Here is a 19,697-nt window from a genome sequence, read left to right on the forward strand (position 1 = left end):
GCCATTTCCCTAAACTGAAATCAATTGGGGAAATGGCTGTTTTTCTTTTATGGGACTATTCAGTTGTTTTGCGTTTCAATTGGACTCGCTTCGTCAACGGATACCTTAATATTATATGCTCCGACATTGCTTGGCGTATTTGAATTCTTGTATACAAGCAGATAATATTTACCTGCAGGTGCATCGAATGTGTTCTCCTGAAGATTTCCATTCCTCCGCGAATCTTGCCAGTAGTTTTGAAGATCGCTCTCTTTATACAAAACCCAGGTTAAATCCATGCCGTTCGGTTGGGTGACAACGAGGTGGACCTTTCCGGCGTTCTCCAACTCGAAGTAAAAATAGCTTGCCGTATCGGATTGGTCCATCGTCGCAGGAAAATTGAAGTCAAATGGCAGCGGACCGTTTGCCAATTCAATTCTGTTGTTGGGCTTTATTTCCTTGTCAAGCTGACGAATCACAGCCGTCGTTGTTTGCTCTTCCGTTACTCCATTGCTGTCCGTTACTTTCAAGCTAATGTTGTAGGTACCAGTTTTTTTATAAACATGAGTGGGATTAGGCAGCGAGCTTGTTGTGCCATCGCCGAAATTCCATTCATAATTGGTGATCGTCCCGTTTTGCGAGAATGTTCCTTCACTATTAAATTGCAAAGCGTATCCGGCAGTTCCCTCATAGGGTCCATGGATATCAACCACTGGCGGGAGTGTGGGATTACTTGAGTCATCCGGCGATACACCATGAAATACGACATCAAAAACAAAATGATTATTTTGATCCAATCGGTGGTTTACGAAGTATCCCGTGATGGTTTTATAGCCGCTCCATGGCAAATGATCAAGCGCTTTTAATGAATTGTCAACGATTTCATTCATGGCTTTTCGATCTTCAATGATCCCCTTGCTTATCCCTCCGGTATAAGTTCCCCGGACCACGTAAGTATTAAGCAGTTCCGAAGAATGCTCTTCCGTCCGGATGTCGGTTAAGTTGATGGCCTGATTGATATCATTCAAAACGGTTGAACGCGGTCGAACAGGATGGCGTAGTAAATAGTCCTCTGCGACAAGCGGTATCGTTAATTGCCCCGCATCTGCCCTTTGGCGCAAATCTATAGCCGAGTCGATATAATTCTTATTTAGCTGTTCATCTTGCCCCAAAACGTTCATGTATGCATCATAACCCGTTCCGTCATTGCTGCGGACCAAGTTTGCAATGTTTTCTAATACATCCGGCCGCTTTTCATAAAGATAATATTGAAGCTGATAAGCAAAAGTATAGAATCGAAATCCATTGTATTTCGCGTGGACGACTTCATTCGCATTCATCCATGAAGTGACTGGATCATATAAATACCCCTGGGACATGGACCTGCGAGGCAAAATACCGTTTTCCCTTGTTGAACCTGCTAGCAGTTCCGCACCTCCTTCTTCCACCCATGTAACTCGGTCATTCCGATAAATTTCGCTTTCTCCCCAAAAACCCGGAATGAGGTAACGGCCTTGCAGGAAATGGGTAAATTCATGCCGAAACAGTTCCTCCAAAGTGTAAACGCTTTCGGAAGGGGTTCTTTCCCACGTATAAAAAGTGCCCTGGGATTCAATATAAATTCCGCCATTTTGAGTTTCAAGACCGTTCAAGAGTAGATTGATCTTATATTCTTCTTTGTTGTTGTAAATATAGATGCTGAGAATATCATCAGGATGGCCTTGCTCTAATGGAACATCTCTGCCGGTTATTCGGTAAAACTGCGCTCTAACTTCTTTTGACGCCCAATACAGGCGCTCTATTTTGTCGTCCGTTACGTCTTTTCCAGTGTACATGATCATTTGGCCGTCATCGAAGGTATAGCGTTTTGGAAAATAAAAATGTTTTGCTTCGTTCACAAGCTGGTCATAGTGAATCGCGATTCCTTTTGAATTCATACCGTTAAAAATTTGATTGATGGAGCTTGCCGCTTGCATATAAGCGTAGCTGTACTGGGGGAAAATCTCCATATCTCGCGTCAAGATTTCATTCACTGAGGAAGGGTTACTGCTGAATTTACTGAACAGTCCGGAGTAATAAATAGTGTTATAGAGAAACCATTGGTGGTTTGGCGAGTAATTTGTGTGAAGGGAGAGTTTGCCGATTGCTTCAATAAAGGGGTCAAATGTACCGATATAATCCGGTTGCTTTGGAACATTTTGTTCGTCCAAAACATTGTTTAGAATAAAATTTATTCCTTTTAAAAGTTCATATACAGCGGAGAATTCTCCTCCGTTTGCATGATTGTAAGCATCAAATTTTTGCTCCGCCTGCAATAAAATTTTCGTGGCTCCATTGATCACTTCCGCATTGACAGCGGTATTCCCAATCATTCTGCCAAATGCAGCAATGACGTTATTTTGCTCTGCCGTACCGATTTCGAAATTAGGGTTATCCTCAATGGCGATTAAAGCTGGGATGATCTTCTTCCGATATTCCCACTCATTGATGTAACCCAAGGTATCCCGATTGTAGTAACCAAGATAATAAGCGGATCGGAGCACTTCCACGAGTGTATCGATTCCTTTGCTGTCGTCTTTCGTATAATCTCTTCCGGCATTTGCCAAAGCGGCGATAAGCGCCTCCATCCGGTTTCTGTCGCCATAAAATTCCGCAGTATCGTTATTATACGCGAATAATTCGGGAATATGGGTCCATCGCAGCTTTGGAAGAAGGGCAGTTAAGTCCGCGTAGCTCATTTTATTTAATTCCGCCATTGTATAATTTCTTATCTCGACGGCCTTTAGCTGACTTTGGTTCCCTTGCACGTCTGTATCACGAAACGGCGCGCTTTGGCTTTGATGCGGCGATTGTACTTGTGGCGGAGCTCCTTCAGGAACAATGCCTGCAGGGTCCTTTGGAGAGCGGTCTCCTCCGAGGTCGCAAAGAGGCTCATCCGTTCCCTTGGGCTCCGTCAATTTACCGGGAGGATTTAAACCCTTTGGCGCATGCATTTCTGCCTCCTGACCTCTATTCTGACTTGGTGCCTTACTTGCAGCCTTGCTTTCTGTCCGGTCTGCATTCAGACTTACTGTCTGCAGCATCCGGGACGATACATCTGGTGATTGTGCCAGAATTGTCGTTCCCAAACCATTCATTGCCAAAGCTGTAATCAAGCTAGTAACAATGCAGATTCCAATTTTACGACCCATTAAGCCCATACTGCACACACTTCCTTTCAAAATTGGTAGCAGATCATCTCCAAACGTCTTACAGTCGGATCCTGATCGTTTGAGCGAACCAAAAGCGTTAGCTCACCTTAAATTTACATGACGGTTTTCCCTCCTCTTTTTACCGGATACCTTCCCCAACATGCAAAATGCATTCCAACCTTTACACCGGATTAGCGGCTAAAATGTGTCCATTTTTTGAACAGATCGCAACATGCATCCAACAATTTAGACAGTTCAATGACGCCGAAGGATCAAAATAATTGGAAAAAAACAACAGCCATTCCTTCGCATGCAGCGCAGATAAATGGCCGTGAAATGAATTCAATGCATCAAGATGGAACACACATACGTGAAGATAAACAAAATTCCTCCCGACAGCAATAAAGGATAAGTCAACCTGAACTTGCCCCATTCCTTCCATCGTTTTTCTTCTCGGTGAAAGCGGGACGCATACTCTCCCTGTTTGGTCGAGTGTTGGAAAAACCGCCTGCAGCTGTGCAAAAACCCGTTGAACAACCCGCCTTGCAGCACCAACATGCCGGCCCCCGCCATCAGCAGCAGCAAAGAGATAATCGATAAAAGATTGACAAGTTCCATGAACAAAGAATCTTTTGCTTCCATTGCCTCCCTCCTCTAAGTTCGAGCCTGATGCTGCCGCAGCGCAGGCTCTACACCTTCATCCGTACAAGCAACCCAATGCCCCCGCTCCACTTCCCGGAAGACGCGGCTGGCATCATTTTTTGCGTACATAGCATGATCAAATACGATTCGTTTGCGTTTACGTTCCACGACAGGATCGGGAACGGGGATAGCCGAAAGTAAAGATCGCGTATAGGGATGCAGCGGATTTTCATACAGCTCGGCACTGTCTGCCAATTCCACAATGCGTCCCCGATACATGACGGCTATCCTGTCGCTAATATGCTTCACCATGGACAAGTCGTGTGCGATGAACAAATACGTGAGCCCTTTTTCCTTCTGTAAATGCTTGAGCAGGTTCACGACCTGAGCCTGCACGGATACATCCAGCGCGGAGATGGGCTCGTCAGCGATGATGAATTCCGGACTCACGGCCAATGCGCGGGCGATGCCGATCCGCTGACGCTGACCACCGCTGAACTCGTGAGGATACCTGTTCGCATGATCGCGGTTCAACCCCACCGCCTCCAGCAACTGATACACAAATTCCCGCCGCTGCCCGGCATCTTTGGCAAACCTGTGGATATCCACCCCTTCGGCAATGATATCCGCTACAGTCATCCGCGGATTTAATGTTGAGTAAGGATCCTGGAAAATCATCTGCATACGGCGGCTCATTTGCTGGCGTTTTTCCAGAGAATTCAGCCCGGATATGTTTTCGCCTCCATACAGAACTTTGCCTGACGTGGCTGTGTACAAACCGATGAGGGTTCTTCCGGTCGTTGATTTGCCGCAGCCGGATTCCCCCACAAGCCCAAGTGTCTCGCCTTTGTAGATATCAAAAGTAAGACCGTCGACGGCTTTATGAATTTGACCTTTGCCTAGTGGAAAGTATTTTTTCAGATTCTCCACGGCCACCAATTTCTCCCGGGCAGCCTGCAACGTTTTCGCTTTGTCAGGATCATGAAGATGCAGCTCCCGTTGGCTTGGGGATACATACGGACGGCTAATCTTTGGTGCATGCTCATGCAGCAACCAGGTGGCAGCATAATGCGTGGGGGAAATTTGAAACATTGGCGGTTCTTCCATAAAATCAATCTTGAGCGAATACTTGTTGCGCGGCGCAAAAGCATCCCCTTTCGGCAGCGACATCATATTGGGAGGCGTTCCCGGGATGGAATATAATGTCCCCTCTTCTGCATGGAGCCCCGGCATGGAACCGAGCAGTCCCCAAGTATATGGATGTCTGGGGTCATAAAAAATTTCGTCGACCGTCCCTACCTCCACCGCTTTGCCCGCGTACATGACGATGACACGTTCGGCCAGGCCAGCCACGACACCAAGATCATGTGTGATGAAAATGATCGACATGCCAAGTTTGCTCTGCAAATTCTTAAGCAGCTCCAGAATTTGCGCTTGAACCGTCACATCCAGCGCTGTTGTAGGTTCGTCGGCGATTAATATTTTCGGTTTGCACGCAAGGGCGATCGCTATGGACACCCGCTGGCGCATACCGCCGGAAAATTGATGCGGATACTGCTTGATTCTAAGTTCCGGATTCGGAATCCCGACCATTTCCAGCAGCTCTATCGCTTCCCTTTTGGCTTTGCTCCTGCTGACACGCTGATGCTTTCGGATACACTCCATGATCTGATTGCCGACCGTCATCGTCGGATTTAATGAAGTCATCGGATCTTGCGTAATGATCGAGATGTATGAGCCTCGAATGCCCTGCATCTGCTTCTCGGTTTTTTGAAGCAGATCCTCTCCCTCAAACCATACTTCTCCCTGTTTAATGCTGCCGATAGATTTATCGATCAGTCTCATGATGCTTTTAACCATGACAGATTTACCCGAGCCAGACTCGCCAACAATAGCGAGCGTTTCCCCTTTTTGCAATTGAAACGAGACGCCCCGAACTGCTTGAACCTCTCCCGCATACGTGTTAAAAGTGACGGCCAAATCTTTTATAACCAAATTTTCCACCATTCAGGCTTCCTCCTATCTGCGTATTTTGGGGTCCAGCGCGTCTCTAAGACCGTCACCCAGCAAATTAAAGCTGATCATAATCAAACTAATAATGACGGATGATGAGATCATCATATGCGGATTAATCCGCATCATCTTAAATCCATCATTAACAAGTGTGCCAAGCGATGCGACCGGCGGTTGAAGGCCAAGCCCGATGAAGCTGAGAAAGGCTTCCGTAAAGATGGCGCCGGGAACGGTGAACATGGACGTGACGATGATAGGTCCCAGCGTATTCGGTATAAGATGTTTCCACAAAAGCCGGAAGTCTTTAGCGCCAAGCGTTCTGGCTGCCAGTACATATTCCTGATCCTTCAGCTTGAGAATTTGACCGCGCACGATCCGCGCCATGCCGATCCAACCGGTTAAAACCATCGCGATCGTGAGCGTCATAATGCCCGGTTTTAATACCAGAATCAACAGAATAGTGACAATCAGGTTGGGGATTCCCACCAATACTTCGACAATCCGCTGCATTACATTATCAACCTTTCCGCCGTAAAATGCGGATATGCCGCCGTAGGCCACCCCGATAATCAGATCGATGGCCGCTGCGAGAAGAGCAATATAAAGGGATACCCGGGTGCCTTGCCAGACGCGTGTCCACAGGTCCCTGCCGAGCTCATCCGTGCCGAACCAGAAATAGTCGGTAACGCCTTTTCTGGCATATTGGTCGATTCCGTTCATATCCTTGCCGCTAAAACCAAGCCAGCTTATATTCTCTAAAACCGGCACTTTAGGGGGCAGCTTAGAGCGTACCAGATCCTGATCATCGAATCCGAATTTGCTCATCGAAGGGCCGATAATCGACATAATGACAAGAATCGTAATAATTATTAATCCAATTAAAGCGGCTTTATTTCTAAGAAAACGCTTGCAAGTATCTTGCCAATACGTTAACGTTCGGCCTGCAACTGCCTCCTGCCCTACCATCGAGTTTTCAGCCGCTTCAAACAAATCCTCTGTATACGTTTTGATTTGAGTGCTCATCATTGCTTTCCTCCCGTCAGGCGTATTCTCGGATCAATGACGCCGTACAACAGATCGACGACGAACACGATTCCGATAAACAATGCGGCGTAAAATAAGGTTGTTCCCATGATCATCGGATAGTCGTTCGTCATGATGGATCTGGTAAACTGCTCGCCAAGGCCGGGAATGCTGAATATTTGCTCGATAATCAGCGTTCCCGTCATTAAGTTAATGGTCATCGGTCCGAGCAAAGTGACGATTGGAATCAGGGCGTTCCTCAGTCCATGCCTGAACAAAACGGCAGTACCGCTTAATCCTCTTGCTTTGGCCATCACGATGTAGTCCTGGCTAAGAATCTCGATCATCTCCGTGCGCATGAACCGGGCCATCGTTGCAATGACGCCGACAGCCATTGAGATCGTCGGCAAAATGCTGCTCGCAAACCCGTCCCAAAACGCAATTGGCAGCCATTGAAGTCTGACGCCGACCCAGTACTGAAGCAGACCGGCAAATACGAAAGAAGGAATAGATACGCCAAGTACGGATATGATCATCGAAGAATAATCCAGAGCGCTGTTTTGCTTTAAGGCGGCGAACATCCCGAGGAGCAGTCCCACTACGGTCCCCAGAATGATAGCCTGACCGCCGAGCACTGCAGATGCCCCGATTCTTTCACTTATGACTTTGGTGACGGGCCGACCTTCAAATTGAAACGATTCTCCCAAGTCTCCCTTCAATATATTTGCCATGTATTTGACGTAGCGAAGGGCAACAGGTTTATCCAGCCCATACTTTTCATACAAGGCTTCCTTTTGGGTCTGGGACAGCTTCTCGTCATTAAACGGCGATCCTGGCAGCGTTTGCATGAGCAAGAAAGTAAACGTGGCGATTACAAGAAAGGTGATGATCATATATCCAATTCTTCCTGCAATGTATTTCCCCATAAACCTACCTCCATAAGTTTTCCAAACCGGGAACGCAGGCATTTTGCCCATGATGCCGTTTTGGCGAGAATGACCCTATAATCTGCGTAATTGCTTTGGATATGTTGTCAGAATCTCAACCTTGCCGCCCGAATGTACGCAAATATCGTCCTCGATTCGTACTCCGCCAATGGCAGGCAGATAGATACCCGGTTCAATCGTGAAAACATGGCCCGGCTGAACGACCTGAGTATTTTCCCCGTGAATCGAAGGGATTTCATGGAAGTCCAGACCTAAGCCGTGACCGATCCGGTTGTTGAAATAAGCTCCGTACCCCCGCGCAGCGATGACCTCTCTTCCCGCCCGGTCGATATGTCCATAAGGGGTGCCGATCTTTACTTTTTCAATTGCCGCCAGATTAGACTCAAGCACGATCTCATAAATTTCCTCCTGTTTTTTGGTCCCTTCCCCAATAACAAAGGTGCGGGTGATATCCGAGCAAAATCCGCCCGCATAAACGCCAAAATCAACAAGCAAAAAGTCGTTTTCCATTATCGGATAAGGGCCCGGTTTGCCGTGGGGCAAACATGACCTTTTGCCGGTTAATATGATCGTTTCGAACGCCGGCTTATCGCCGCCGAGTTTCCTGATCCTGTACTCCAGCTCAGCGGTCAGATCGAGCTCCGTCATGCCGACGCGTACCTGCCGTAATGCAGTCTCAAGCGCTTCTTCCGTGATTGCTATCGCGCGGCGGATTTGCACGAGATCATGATCGGACTTGATCAACCGCTCTAAAGCGATGAATTCTTCAATGTCGTTGGTATTGGCGCCGGTAAACAGCTCTTGCAGACGCTCCAGCCTATGAACGCTGAACGTTTTCTTTTCCAAACCGATCGTGCCGATCCGTTTGCCGCCGATTTTGGCGTTCAGCAGAATAAACGGATTATCGGTATCCGAGCAAGGAATCATGTCACGAACGACAGAATGTTGTTCCGCCGCTTCCAGATCCAGACTTGGAACGATCATGAAGGTTTGCTCGCGTTCGGCATCGACGACCAGCGCCATGAACCGTTCATGCGGATCGGAATAGAAGCCGCTAAAGTAATAAATATTCATTGGATTCGTAATGAGGGCAATGTCAATCTGCTCACGCTTCAAATAATCCCGCAATCTGTTTAATCTTTGTTCATACATAGAGTTCATTTTTTCTTAACCTCCTTTTTAACTGAGGATTTTGCAAAAATCCAAGGAGCGACTTTCAATCGGCAATATATAGAGCGAAACGGTTTAGTTCGTCTATATATTGAACCCGGGAGCGGCTGGAATCGAATTTTGCAAAATCCTGAACGATTTTCTCATCCTGCCATTCAGCAAAAATCATGCCAGTTAAACGGTATGATGCATCTGCAATGAAAAAGGCTTCTGTCCAGCTTTCTTAACACAGCGAATGCTGTATGTGTATAAATTAGAGTTCGAATGACGCAAAAAATCGGACTCTTGTTTATTTTTGTCCCGGTTATCGTTGGCGAGATATTTGCTAGAGAAGTATTAAATCTTGACTGAATGAAGAACCGGAAAGGATGGAATCTAATGGAAACGCAATCAGTAATCGTTTGTCGATGTGAAGAAGTGGACTTGAAGCAATTGCTTGAAACGGCCGAACGGTACTCCTGCTCTTCACGCGAATTGAAACTTCGTTCACGGGCAGGCATGGGGTACTGCGGCGGTCGGACCTGTCGTTTGCTTGTCGATTCGATTGTACAGCAGCTTACAGATACGCAGGCATCCAATGAAATACCGCTCAAACATCAGCCGCCTGTTCGACCTGTCACATTTCAAAACTTGGGAGGAGGCCTTTCATGAAATATGGTCGCGTTACGAATCATCCCGTTTTGGGGACTTTAGACGAACGAGAAAGCCTCCGCTTTTTGTTTGATGATCAAGAATTCGAAGCTTTCGAGGGGGAAACAATCGCGGCAGCCTTGCTTGCCAATGGTGTGCGCACACTTCGCCGTCATGAAGAAACCGGCACGCCCCGCGGCATTTATTGCAATATCGGACACTGTTTCGAATGCCGCGTGACAATCGATGGGATAACCGGACAACGAGCTTGCCTTACTGTGCTGAAGGATGGTATGAATATCCGTTCAGGTAAGACGCTTCCTGCCCCGTTAAAGAAAGGAGTCCATTAAGAATGACAGATGTGCTTATCGTCGGCGCTGGTCCTGCTGGCCTATCTGCTGCTATTTCCTGTGCGGAAAGGGGGCTGCAGGTTCAAGTCATCGACGAATTCATGAGACCGGGAGGCAGATTGCTTGGTCAGTTGTATCAGGAACCGGACGGCTCTTGGTGGAACGGGATCGAAGAAGCGGCCAAACTTCAAGATAAGGCTGCATCACTAGGCGTCGAGCTTCAACTTGGCATATCCGTTATCGACTTAAATCATTCGGACGACGGCTGGATGGTTTATACATCGACCGGTATCCTTAAAGCGCCGGCCCTCTTACTTGCGACAGGCGCGGCAGAAACGGCTTGTCCTATTCCGGGTTGGACACTGCCGGGTGTCATGTCCATCGGCGCCGCTCAAGTGATGACGAATGTACACAGAGTCCGCGTAGGTATGCGTGGAGTCATTGTAGGGATCAATGTGCTGTCGATGGCGATTGCGCAAGAACTTGAGCTCGCGGGCATCAGGATCGCCGCCATGGTGCTTCCCGCTAAAAATATGATCAATCATGATGCGGGGGATCCTAGAAAAGTGATGCAGTCCATCGTCCGCCTCGGTCATCTTGCGCCATCTCCCCTACTTCGCCTTGGCAGCGGCTTAATGCGCTATACCCCTCTGCAATCCTTGGGACTTCACTTATACCCCAAAGGAGGTTTTAAGGTTTGGGGGATTCCTGTCCAGCTGCGCAAAGCTGCAGTAGAAATTGAAGGCATTGAGAAAGTGGAGAGCGTACGTGTGGCGAATTTGTCGCCGGACGGCAATATTGTCCCGGGCACTTCTAGAAGCTTGCCGGTCGATTTCGTGTGCATGGCTGGAGGCCTTTATCCTTTAGCCGAACTGGCGGCAGTCGCCGGCTGCCCCTTCCGGTATATCCCTGAATTGGGGGGACATATTCCGCTTCACAATGCTCGAATGCAGACGCCGCTCGCAGGGTTGTTCGTAGCCGGCAATATTACCGGCATTGAAAGCGCCAAGATCGCTGCTGCTCAAGGTACCGTTGCCGGCTTATCGATCGCGGCTTTCCATCAAGTCAGCGGAACTGAAGAAGATCTGCGGGAATCCATTCAAAATCTTCGCATAACTCGCGCGAAGGCTTCGATCCAGTTTCACCCTCAAGTCGCGGAAGGACGGCAGCGCTTGGAGTCGATATACAGCGAAAACTTCAGTTAAAAATTCGGCCGGGAATAACTCATTCCCGGCCGAATTTTTTAGATAATTTATGTGTTTCGGGGTCCCCGCAAAGTATTTGGAATAAGCATCGAAGCATAGGCTCCACTTTGTGGGGTATTGTGTTTCGGGGTCCCCGCAAAGTATTTGGAATAAGCATCGAAGCATAGGCTCCACTTTGTGGGGTATTGTGTTTCGGAGTCCCCGCAAAGTATTTGGAATAAGCATCGAAGCATAGGCTCCACTTTGTGGGGTATTGTGTTTCGGGGTCCCCACAAAGTATTTGGATTAGGCATCGAAGCATAGGCTCCACTTTGTGGGGTTATTTGGTTATGAACTACGTATAACTTATTCCGCAAGTTTTCACATCGCTATAGAAATCCAGCGCCGCTTGCCCTTGCTCTCGCGAGTGCGAACTTGACATTTTCATTCCGCCAAAAGGCGACTGATATTCCACGCCTGCCGTCTCTTGATTGACTCGAACCATACCGGCTTGCGCATCGTCGAGAAAGCGCAGGCCGTTCGATAAATCCCTTGTAAACACTGATGCGCTTAATCCGAATATCGATTGATTGCATAAATCAACCGCATGTTCGTAATTGTCGGCCTCCAGCATGACGGCAAGTGGACCGAAAATTTCCTCTTGAACAAGTGCATGATTGCTCTCGATGCCCCTAACAAGCAGTGGATAAACGTAATGTCCTTGGCTTTCGGTCACTTTTTGGCGGCATTCGGCGATCACTTGTGCTTCTTCGCAGGCCATTTGCACGTATGACATGACGCTTTGAAATTGTGAAGATGAAGCGACAGGCCCTAGATATGCAGCGGGATCTAGCGCCGGCCTAATGTTTAGCGACTGGACCGCTTTCTGCATCGCTTCGGTAAACGCGGGAGCGATTTCACGTTCCACGATGATGCGGCTGGTTGCCGTACACTTTTGCCCTGCCGAACGGAATGCCCCGCTCAGGATCGCCGGGACCGTTTTGTCCAAATCCGCGTCTTTCAGCACAACGGCTGCATTTTTCCCGCCCATTTCCGTCTGGTATTTGATATTGCGTTTCGCGCACGCGGATGCAACACGCAGACCTGTGCCGGTTGATCCGGTAAAGCTGACGGCATTCAGATCGCATTCCTCCAGCAGCGTGTCGCCAATTCGGCTCCCTTTACCGATGACGAGATTCAACACGCCGTCTGGCAGTCCGGCGAAATGGAATATCTCCGCCATTTTGGTTGCCGTTAGAGACGCATATTCCGCCGGCTTCCATACGACCGTGTTTCCGCAAATCAGGGCGGGGGCTAATTTCCAGATCGGTATTGCCACGGGAAAATTCCATGGTGTAATCAGACCGACAACGCCTAACGGAACACGCTTCGTATATTGCAGAATGTTCGTATCATAGGCCGGAATCACGCTTCCGAACGAACGCACACCTTCCGCTGCATAATACTTTAGCAAATTTACGCCCCGTATGACTTCACCTTTCATCTCCGTAATCGGTTTTCCCATTTCACGGCTGGCCAGGGTAGCCAATTCTTCGAGATTAGCTTCGAGCGCCACCGCAAGGCGTAAAAGATGCTCCCCGCGTTTGGGAGCAGGTAGTCCCGCCCAACCTGAAAATGCCATGCGTGCGGCCTGCGCAGCTTGAAGCACATCGGACTTGCCAGAAAGATGAAGAACGCCTACTTGTTCCTGTAGATCTGACGGATTCATGACGATAAGATTTCCTTCCGTCGGTGTATTCCACTCCCCGCCAATCCAGTTTCTGCTTTCTAACATAAAAAAATCTCCCTACCTTATTTATTCTTGAACGATTCTAATGGGCCGATTGACAGCATATTTGTACGCTTCCTGTACTGCAAGCCGGTCTTCTTCAGGAAGCGGCAGTCTAGGAGGACGACTCGGTCCAGCCGGTTGACCGACTAAATCCATTACGTATTTGATCGCCTGAACCAGGCGCGGATTGGCATCAAAATGGAATAAAGGCAATAAATAGCGGTAAAGTTCAAGCGCTTCGTCCACACGGCCCGTTCTTGTCATGTTAAAGACCGTGATGCTTTCTCTCGGAAATGCATTTGCGAATCCGGCAATCCAACCGGTAGCCCCTGCCAAGGCACCTTCAAGTGCAAGATCGTCAACGCCGATCATCACTTCCAAATCGGTCTCTCGAAGAATATCGTAAACCCGGCGCACGTCACCGGAAAATTCTTTGACAGCAACAATGTTTTCGAATTTAGACAGCTTCTGAAGGATGCGAGGCGTCAAATCAACCGGATAATCATAAGGATTGTTATATACGATAACCGGCAATCCCGCATTGGAAACCGCCTCATAGTGGGCTACGACCTCATCTTCAGTAGGTTTATAATTGATCGGCGGCAGCGCCATTACTCCTTCTGCGCCTTTCTCTTTGGAAAACTGGATCAGTTCGACCACTTGTTTGGTGGATGGTGCTGCTCCGCCGATAACTACCGGTACACGTCCCGCGGCTGCGTCCATGGTTGCCGTAATCACCTGAGCTCGTTCTTCGCTTGTCAGAGTGGCATACTCGCCGAGCGATCCTGTCGGAATAATGCCGTCGACGCCCTCCTGAATCAACCAGTCAACATGCTCCTTCAAACGTTTGAAATCAACTTCATAAGAAACTGTAAAAGGTGTTACAGTTGCAACATAAATCCCTGGAAATCTACTCATTTTTCGTTTTCTCCTCTCAATTTTTATGCTGATTCTTGCACAAGTCGCAAAGTATGTTCGAGTACGCATCCCTCCTAACCATAATTCAGGGTCTCATCCGTTTGTCTTCGCAGGGAGGAGCATAAGATATGTTCCTCTTCACGGTATTTGGCAACGGTTCTGCGCGATAAACAGATTCCTTTTTCATTGAGCCTATTCGTAATATCTTGGTCGGATAGCGGTTTCCTCTTGTTTTCCCGGTGAATCATTTCCTTGATCATGCATTTGATATTTTGAGCGGAGATGTCTTCACCTCCGTTGGTTTGAATGCCGATTGAGAAAAAAAACTTCAGTTCAAATATGCCTCTTGGCGTACGAATGTACTTATTTTTAACCGCGCGGCTCACTGTGGACTCGTGTAAATCAAGCTTTTGCGCGATGTTTCTCAAAGTCATCGGTCTAATTCCCGACGCCGTTCCATTCATAAAACCAGCCTGTTCCTCCACAATGGCCGTAATTACTTTTAACAGCGTTTGATTACGTTGGTTCAAGCTGCGCAGCAGCCAATGAGCCTCCTTTATTTTTTCTTCATAAAAGCGAGAAACCGCTATATCGTTAAGACCGCCAACCATGTGAAGATATTCTTTATTAACGCTGACTTTTACGTGATCCCGGTGATTCAGCTCGATGACAAACTGGTTGCTGTTCATATAGACATGGGCATCGACGATGATGTTTTGCTCCTCATCCGCTACAAACGCTAGACCGGGACGTGGATTGAGTGTGCGAATGTATGTTAGGATTCTAGACACTTGCAACGGTTCGATGTTTAACTCTTTGGAAATTTTGTCGGTTCTGCCTTTGGAAAGGTCTTGCAAATAACCTGAAACCACCTCCAATGCCCCTTTTATTGCTTGCGGATCCCTTTCTATTTGAATCGTTAGACATTCCTGCAATGTTCTCCCTCCAACACCAGGGGGGTCCAACGATTGAAGCGTCCTGAGCGCGGTTTCCATAACATCGCTCGGCAAATTCAGCTTTTGAGCAGCTTCCTTCATACTTACTGCCAAATAACCAGCCTCGTTCAAGTTACCGGCCAAATAGGAAAACGCTTTAAATTGTTCCAAGGAATAGTCCGTCATTCGAAATTGGTGCATCACCCAGTTTTCCAGCGTATCCCTTGTTGCAGCCTTTGTACCGTAAGTGTCAAGCGGGTTGAAATTAGATTTTTCCATGTTTTTGACGCCGGAGCCGGAATAGAATGACTCGGATAACCATTCAATCTCTATAAAAGGATTTTCTACGGCCTGCTCCTGAAGGTATGGAGCAAGATCCATTCCAGCTAGCTGAAGAATATGAAGGGACTGTTTCAGCTCGGGGGTTATGAACAGTTTTACGTGCTGCTCCTGATTCAGTCGATATGCCATCTGCATATGATACATCCCTCCCGTGATCCAGGTATTTTTCATCAACAAAGCAATATTCATGCCAACGTAAAGAAATGCAGATGTTCATCCCGAACCTATTTATCTCTCTAAAAAGACAAAGCTCGAGAAATAAATCGTGATGCATAATTTAAAAGGGAGGAACTTATGATCATAAATTAAAAAGCCCGCTATTCATGCGGACTTTTAAACAAATACATTCATGTTACTTGACATTTATTAAGATTCTCTGATCAGGTAAATAACCGTGCCCGACCTCTTTGCAATTTCATTCATTAAATATTCCGCCTGAATCATCTATGATCCGGCTATTTTTCCTCCCCTTGGCTGGCTGCTGTTGGCGTCCGGTTCGACGGTGATGCCGATTTGATCAAAAGTCTGACCTTTGTTCCTGGATAGCTTTGATTGGCTGCTTTTAAGGGAATGGCCGTTAAAATTTCAATGGGGATATTTTCGGCATGGCGATTTTTCCCTTGCACATTCACTATTACAAGACCAATAATCGCGAGCAACAAGACGGCCACGATACTGGCTGAAACAGGAGTGAACTGGCTTTTGAGCATCATGGCAAGCTTGCTTATCTTAGATATGATTGTTTCCGTACCACTTTTCCTTTTGTGATCAAAAAACGGCTGCATCCTTTTATTTCTGGGATTTATTTTATATAAGCATTACTTACCAGCGCATCGGTAATCACAGGGGTTGGAATGATGAATTCAACCACGCCCATATAACCTGGCGAAACTTCATACTCATCAAAACGCCATTGGACGATTCTGTTAGGTTCTAGCCGATCGTTTGCATAATCCGTAAAATAGTGACAAAGTTTAACAGGATTTACGACGGCATCAAAAACTTTGGAAATTGGTTTCGCTATCCGGGTGTCGATCGAGCACTATAATCCATTCTATTCCCTCCCAATTCGTTATCGCCTTCTGGTGATCTGATAAGAGGTTCAGTGTCCATTATTCGGGGGTTAGACCGATGTCCGGCCTCAAACTCAGGTGTCCCTATTTACGCTACTCTCTAGTATTACTTTGACTGGTTTGCATTCCCAATTATTACATGGACCTTCACTAACACTGCAGGCCGATATACATACAATAGCATCCATTTCAGCCTTTAGAATAATTCGATCACCGGGTTTTGACAGCGGCGGTTCTATCATTATCTTTTTCTCTGAAGTAACGCTTGTATTCATAAAAATGTTCATTGGTTGCAAAGTGTTAAAATAGGGAACTCCAAGCTCCTGCAAATTTTGATTGATATTATCGAAGCAATTGCTATGCCTTTTTCCATTATTGAAAAAATATTCGTACGTTTCCGGCCTGCAACAAGGAAACATCATATCATGTACACCGACATCATCTTGTATAATGGTGAACATAGGTCGGTACAAGTTTGTATATAGAGTATCATTTTTCGTAATAAGTAATGACTCTTTACAATCAACAGTTACTCCTGCTGAGAAAAACTCATTATAATTGTTAGCGTTAACTGCAAAAAAATCTGCAACTTGTTTTCCCTCAATATCAATGACTGAAATAGTCTCTCCTTTTTGTACTTCAAAGGCTCGCCCCGTTTGTTTTTCAATTATGTATTCTTTCATCAAATTCACCTTTCTCAATTGGATTTAAACTTTTCCGAAAATGAAAACCGCCTTTTCGATAAGGCAGTAAACATTAGCTTCTTCAGAAATACAGTAATGCCCAGGATCGCTAAGGCACTCATGCCAGCAATCAGCAGAAAAGGAGCCCGCCAGCCATATGCGTTGCCGATTAGCATTCCGATTGGAACTCCCAGAACGAGCGAGCCACTGATGCCAATATAAATAATGCCGAGCGCTCGACCTTTGTGTGAAGGAGACGCAAGCCGAGGGGCTAGCGTAATGGACAAGACAATGATGATCGCTCCACTCATGGCAGACAATACGCGAGCGAATAAGATAAGGTGGTAACTCGAACTAAAAGCAATCATCAAATTAGATAATAAGAATGCTCCCAAGCTGATGAGGTATAACGTCTTTCGTTCCAACTTGGCAGTAAGATTCATAAGAATCGGAGCCGATAATGCGAACGCCATGGAGAACGCAGTAATAAACTGCCCCGCGGCACTAACGGAAATGTGCAAATCCACAGTTATCAGATCCAATACCCCTCCTACGATAAGCTCGACCGTACCGACGACAAAGGCGACAGCGGCTAGCAATAAGACACGCAAATTCATTCAGACACATCCTATATCATTAAATCGTAAGTGACAGTTTACTCATATGTTAACAACTTGTAGCATCAAGATTTGTTATTGAAGGAACACGGTCACTAAAATCCAAAATGATCGCTATTTCCTAAAGATCAGGCTGCAAACCTCTTGATCGCATCCATATAAAAAGAATCAAGAAACTCAGCCTTTGCATGTTCATACCCTGGGTTGACTTCAGACCAAATGCTTGTTAAGACCAAACGAGTTGCATCTACTTTAGGCATAAGCTTAAAAGCATATCGCAGGTTACGGACTCATGATTCTCGTTATAAGCTAGGGCGGGATGTTGTTCATATTCAGGAATTCCTCGCTATAAGCATCCTGATAAAAACCTGCTTCTTCAAATCCTCCCGGAATGGCCAAGGCATCAAATTCATCTTCATCAACCTCATCTATATGGAAGGTCCTCATCTATATGGAAGGTCCTAATCTATTTGACTATCGTTCGCCGTTAGCGCAATGCGGCGGCTGATCTTTGCCGGTAGCAGTGTTTTAGTTTATTTATTAAGCTATCGTGTCCCGTTAGCTGAATACATCTTTATTACTTTTCTGCTAATTGCTTTATTTTGTCTAAAGTCTCTTCCCAGTTTTTATCCGAGTGCTCATACATCGTTGGTGTTGAAAAGTTACGGTGTGTTAAAGTAAGTGATGTACTATCATGATTATCAAATAATTGGAACGAAATAATTGAGTAATTTTCTGGAGTGTCTGGAGTTCCCGAAAACCCACTCCAATAATCATAAGAAAAAGTGTCCAGTTCCTTGAATTTCAATACATGTCCCTTATCGGTAAAGTTTTTTCCATCCCATGAAAATGAAAATGTGATCGGACTCTCTTCTCTCCAATCTGTTTTAATATGTACACCTAGCCAATCTCTAATATAATCAGGATTAGTTAATACGTTCCAAACAACTTCCTTACTTGCACTAATATCTCTGGTTTTTTCAATAATCAAATCCATTGAACTCGTCCTCCTAATACGTTTTTACGAACATTTGTTCTATAATAATTGTAGTCATAGGTGTAAATAATGTCAATTATTTCCTCTGTATTGCTCCGCTATCCTGCCCGTTCGTATTATGAGGTCACCAGAACTTTCTGGTCGACCTCCTTTTTGTGTGGTCATAAGATTGAGGTAGCCGGGGATCGAACGTTTCTGCCCGTGGGACTCAGATCCCGAAAGCTATTCTGTTCATCCCCCCTACTTGTTAAACCATGATTAGGCTATATAGATGGCACTAAAGGATTTACAATTGGCAGCTATGTAAAAGCATACCGTGCAAAGGGTCTGAGTGGTCTGGAACTTGGTGAGTCTCCGAGTCGTCCTTCATTTCTGACGAAGGAACAAGAGGAACAGGTACGTAAACTTCTTGTGGACCATAGGCCTTCCGACGTCGGATTTCCATGCGAGATGAATTGGACAGCTCCTTTGCTTCGGGACTGGATCCAGCGTAAGTTTAACATAAAGTATTCAGAGCACGGAACGCGCAAATTGCTGCATCTGCTTGGCTTCAGCTTTACAAAACCGACGTATACACTAGCTCTTGCTGATTCCGAAAAACAAGAACAATTCAAGCAAGACTTTGAGACGGTAAAAAAATTGATTCAGCGCGAAATTGATCGAATCCTGTTTCAAGATGAGTCAATGATTCGGGACTATCAGGCACTAGCCCATACTTGGTTCCCTAAGGGACAACAAAAGATAGTTCCTACTTACGGCAAGCATCGCGGTGTCAAACTGATAGGTACGCTAGATTATGAAAGCGGCGAAGTATTTTGCATCGAAGAAGAACAGTACGATGCAAATGTATTTCTAGCCTTCCTTAAGCAAGTAGTTGCTCGCTATCCCGGAGAAAAGATTGTGATGGTCCTAGACAACGCCCGAATTCATCACGCCAAATTAATTCAACCTTTCTTAAATGAACACTCTGGTCGCTTACAACTGATGTTCCTCCCGCCTTATAGCCCGCAACTCAATTTAATTGAAGGACTCTGGGGATGGCTAAAGAAATCTGTGATCCACAATGTCTTTTACCACACCGTTGCAGAAATTCGTACAGCCGTCCAAAATTTTATTTCAGAGATTAACAAAACACCAATGGAAACAGTAGACAGGCTTTGTATTCAAATATAAATCTTTAGTGCCGTCTATATAGGAGTCATTTCAAGGAA

Annotated in this window: 17 protein-coding genes and 2 pseudogenes; 4 read left to right on the plus strand and 15 right to left on the minus strand. The window is 46.3% G+C overall.

Features of this window, described 5'->3' with window-relative positions:
- Positions 1 to 59: 59 nt before the first annotated feature.
- The 6 genes from L6442_RS15095 to L6442_RS15125 all read right to left on the minus strand — a co-directional run bounded on the left by L6442_RS15095 (position 60) and on the right by L6442_RS15125 (position 8,956).
- Positions 60 to 2,972 (minus strand): collagenase, encoded by a 2,913-nt coding sequence (locus L6442_RS15095; protein WP_212977976.1) that lies wholly within the window; start codon positions 2,970 to 2,972, stop codon positions 60 to 62.
- 540 nt (positions 2,973 to 3,512) lie between these two features.
- Positions 3,513 to 3,812 (minus strand): DUF3899 domain-containing protein, encoded by a 300-nt coding sequence (locus L6442_RS15100; protein WP_212977975.1) that lies wholly within the window; start codon positions 3,810 to 3,812, stop codon positions 3,513 to 3,515.
- Positions 3,813 to 3,824: 12 nt separating this feature from the next.
- Positions 3,825 to 5,819 carry an ABC transporter ATP-binding protein gene (locus tag L6442_RS32845; RefSeq protein ID WP_212977974.1) on the minus strand — a complete coding sequence of 665 codons (1,995 nt, stop codon included), beginning with the start codon at positions 5,817 to 5,819 and terminating at the stop codon, positions 3,825 to 3,827.
- 12 nt (positions 5,820 to 5,831) lie between these two features.
- Complete coding sequence (gene opp3C / locus L6442_RS15115; protein WP_212978068.1) at positions 5,832 to 6,848, minus strand: oligopeptide ABC transporter permease; 1,017 nt, start codon at positions 6,846 to 6,848, stop codon at positions 5,832 to 5,834.
- A complete protein-coding gene (gene opp3b, locus L6442_RS15120) occupies positions 6,848 to 7,774 on the minus strand; it encodes an oligopeptide ABC transporter permease (RefSeq protein WP_212977973.1) in 927 nt (308 codons plus the stop codon). The genes opp3C and opp3b overlap by 1 nt, the downstream gene beginning before the upstream one ends.
- 75 nt (positions 7,775 to 7,849) lie before the next feature.
- Positions 7,850 to 8,956 carry a M24 family metallopeptidase gene (locus L6442_RS15125; RefSeq protein ID WP_212977972.1) on the minus strand — a complete coding sequence of 369 codons (1,107 nt, stop codon included), beginning with the start codon at positions 8,954 to 8,956 and terminating at the stop codon, positions 7,850 to 7,852.
- Positions 8,957 to 9,343: 387 nt separating this feature from the next.
- On the opposite strand from L6442_RS15125, the gene L6442_RS15130 reads away from it, so the two are divergent.
- Genes L6442_RS15130 through L6442_RS15140 form a run of 3 tightly spaced genes read left to right on the plus strand, consistent with a single transcriptional unit; the run spans position 9,344 to position 11,150 of the window.
- Entirely contained in the window at positions 9,344 to 9,616 is a 273-nt protein-coding gene (locus L6442_RS15130) for a (2Fe-2S)-binding protein (RefSeq protein WP_160037803.1), read from the plus strand.
- The gene (locus L6442_RS15135) at positions 9,613 to 9,945 is read left to right on the plus strand and encodes a (2Fe-2S)-binding protein (protein WP_194234282.1); all 333 of its coding nucleotides are present in this window, start codon (positions 9,613 to 9,615) and stop codon (positions 9,943 to 9,945) included. The genes L6442_RS15130 and L6442_RS15135 overlap by 4 nt, the downstream gene beginning before the upstream one ends.
- A gap of 2 nt (positions 9,946 to 9,947) precedes the next feature.
- On the plus strand, positions 9,948 to 11,150 hold the full coding sequence (locus L6442_RS15140) for an NAD(P)/FAD-dependent oxidoreductase (RefSeq protein ID WP_212977971.1): 1,203 nt from the start codon (positions 9,948 to 9,950) through the stop codon (positions 11,148 to 11,150).
- A 334-nt stretch (positions 11,151 to 11,484) separates the two neighbouring features.
- On the opposite strand, the gene L6442_RS15145 is transcribed toward L6442_RS15140, so the two are convergent.
- The 9 genes and pseudogenes from L6442_RS15145 to L6442_RS15185 form a co-directional block, all read right to left on the minus strand.
- A complete protein-coding gene (locus L6442_RS15145) occupies positions 11,485 to 12,924 on the minus strand; it encodes an aldehyde dehydrogenase family protein (RefSeq protein ID WP_212977970.1) in 1,440 nt (479 codons plus the stop codon).
- Between the two features lie 21 nt (positions 12,925 to 12,945).
- The gene (locus L6442_RS15150; protein WP_212977969.1) at positions 12,946 to 13,839 is read right to left on the minus strand and encodes a dihydrodipicolinate synthase family protein; all 894 of its coding nucleotides are present in this window, start codon (positions 13,837 to 13,839) and stop codon (positions 12,946 to 12,948) included.
- Between the two features lie 74 nt (positions 13,840 to 13,913).
- Entirely contained in the window at positions 13,914 to 15,251 is a 1,338-nt protein-coding gene (gene rpoN, locus L6442_RS15155) for an RNA polymerase factor sigma-54 (protein WP_212977968.1), read from the minus strand.
- 320 nt (positions 15,252 to 15,571) lie between these two features.
- Positions 15,572 to 15,901 (minus strand): hypothetical protein, encoded by a 330-nt coding sequence (locus L6442_RS15160; protein ID WP_237100325.1) that lies wholly within the window; start codon positions 15,899 to 15,901, stop codon positions 15,572 to 15,574.
- A gap of 17 nt (positions 15,902 to 15,918) precedes the next feature.
- A pseudogene (locus L6442_RS33085) lies at positions 15,919 to 16,023 on the minus strand (anti-sigma factor); the annotation flags it as partial.
- A gap of 240 nt (positions 16,024 to 16,263) precedes the next feature.
- Positions 16,264 to 16,872 (minus strand): DUF1989 domain-containing protein, encoded by a 609-nt coding sequence (locus tag L6442_RS15170; RefSeq protein ID WP_212977967.1) that lies wholly within the window; start codon positions 16,870 to 16,872, stop codon positions 16,264 to 16,266.
- Between the two features lie 14 nt (positions 16,873 to 16,886).
- Positions 16,887 to 17,489 carry an MFS transporter gene (locus L6442_RS15175; RefSeq protein WP_212977966.1) on the minus strand — a complete coding sequence of 201 codons (603 nt, stop codon included), beginning with the start codon at positions 17,487 to 17,489 and terminating at the stop codon, positions 16,887 to 16,889.
- Between the two features lie 327 nt (positions 17,490 to 17,816).
- Positions 17,817 to 17,903: pseudogene (locus L6442_RS33090) on the minus strand (DJ-1/PfpI family protein); the annotation flags it as partial.
- A 163-nt stretch (positions 17,904 to 18,066) separates the two neighbouring features.
- Complete coding sequence (locus L6442_RS15185; RefSeq protein ID WP_212951539.1) at positions 18,067 to 18,486, minus strand: SRPBCC family protein; 420 nt, start codon at positions 18,484 to 18,486, stop codon at positions 18,067 to 18,069.
- Between the two features lie 291 nt (positions 18,487 to 18,777).
- On the opposite strand from L6442_RS15185, the gene L6442_RS15190 reads away from it, so the two are divergent.
- Positions 18,778 to 19,659: an IS630 family transposase gene (locus L6442_RS15190; protein WP_420538880.1), complete on the plus strand. Its 882-nt coding sequence runs from the start codon at positions 18,778 to 18,780 to the stop codon at positions 19,657 to 19,659.
- Positions 19,660 to 19,697 lie beyond the last annotated feature (38 nt).

Origin of the sequence: Paenibacillus azoreducens, from assembly GCF_021654775.1 — a bacterium.
GTDB lineage: Bacteria > Bacillota > Bacilli > Paenibacillales > Paenibacillaceae > Paenibacillus_AQ > Paenibacillus_AQ azoreducens.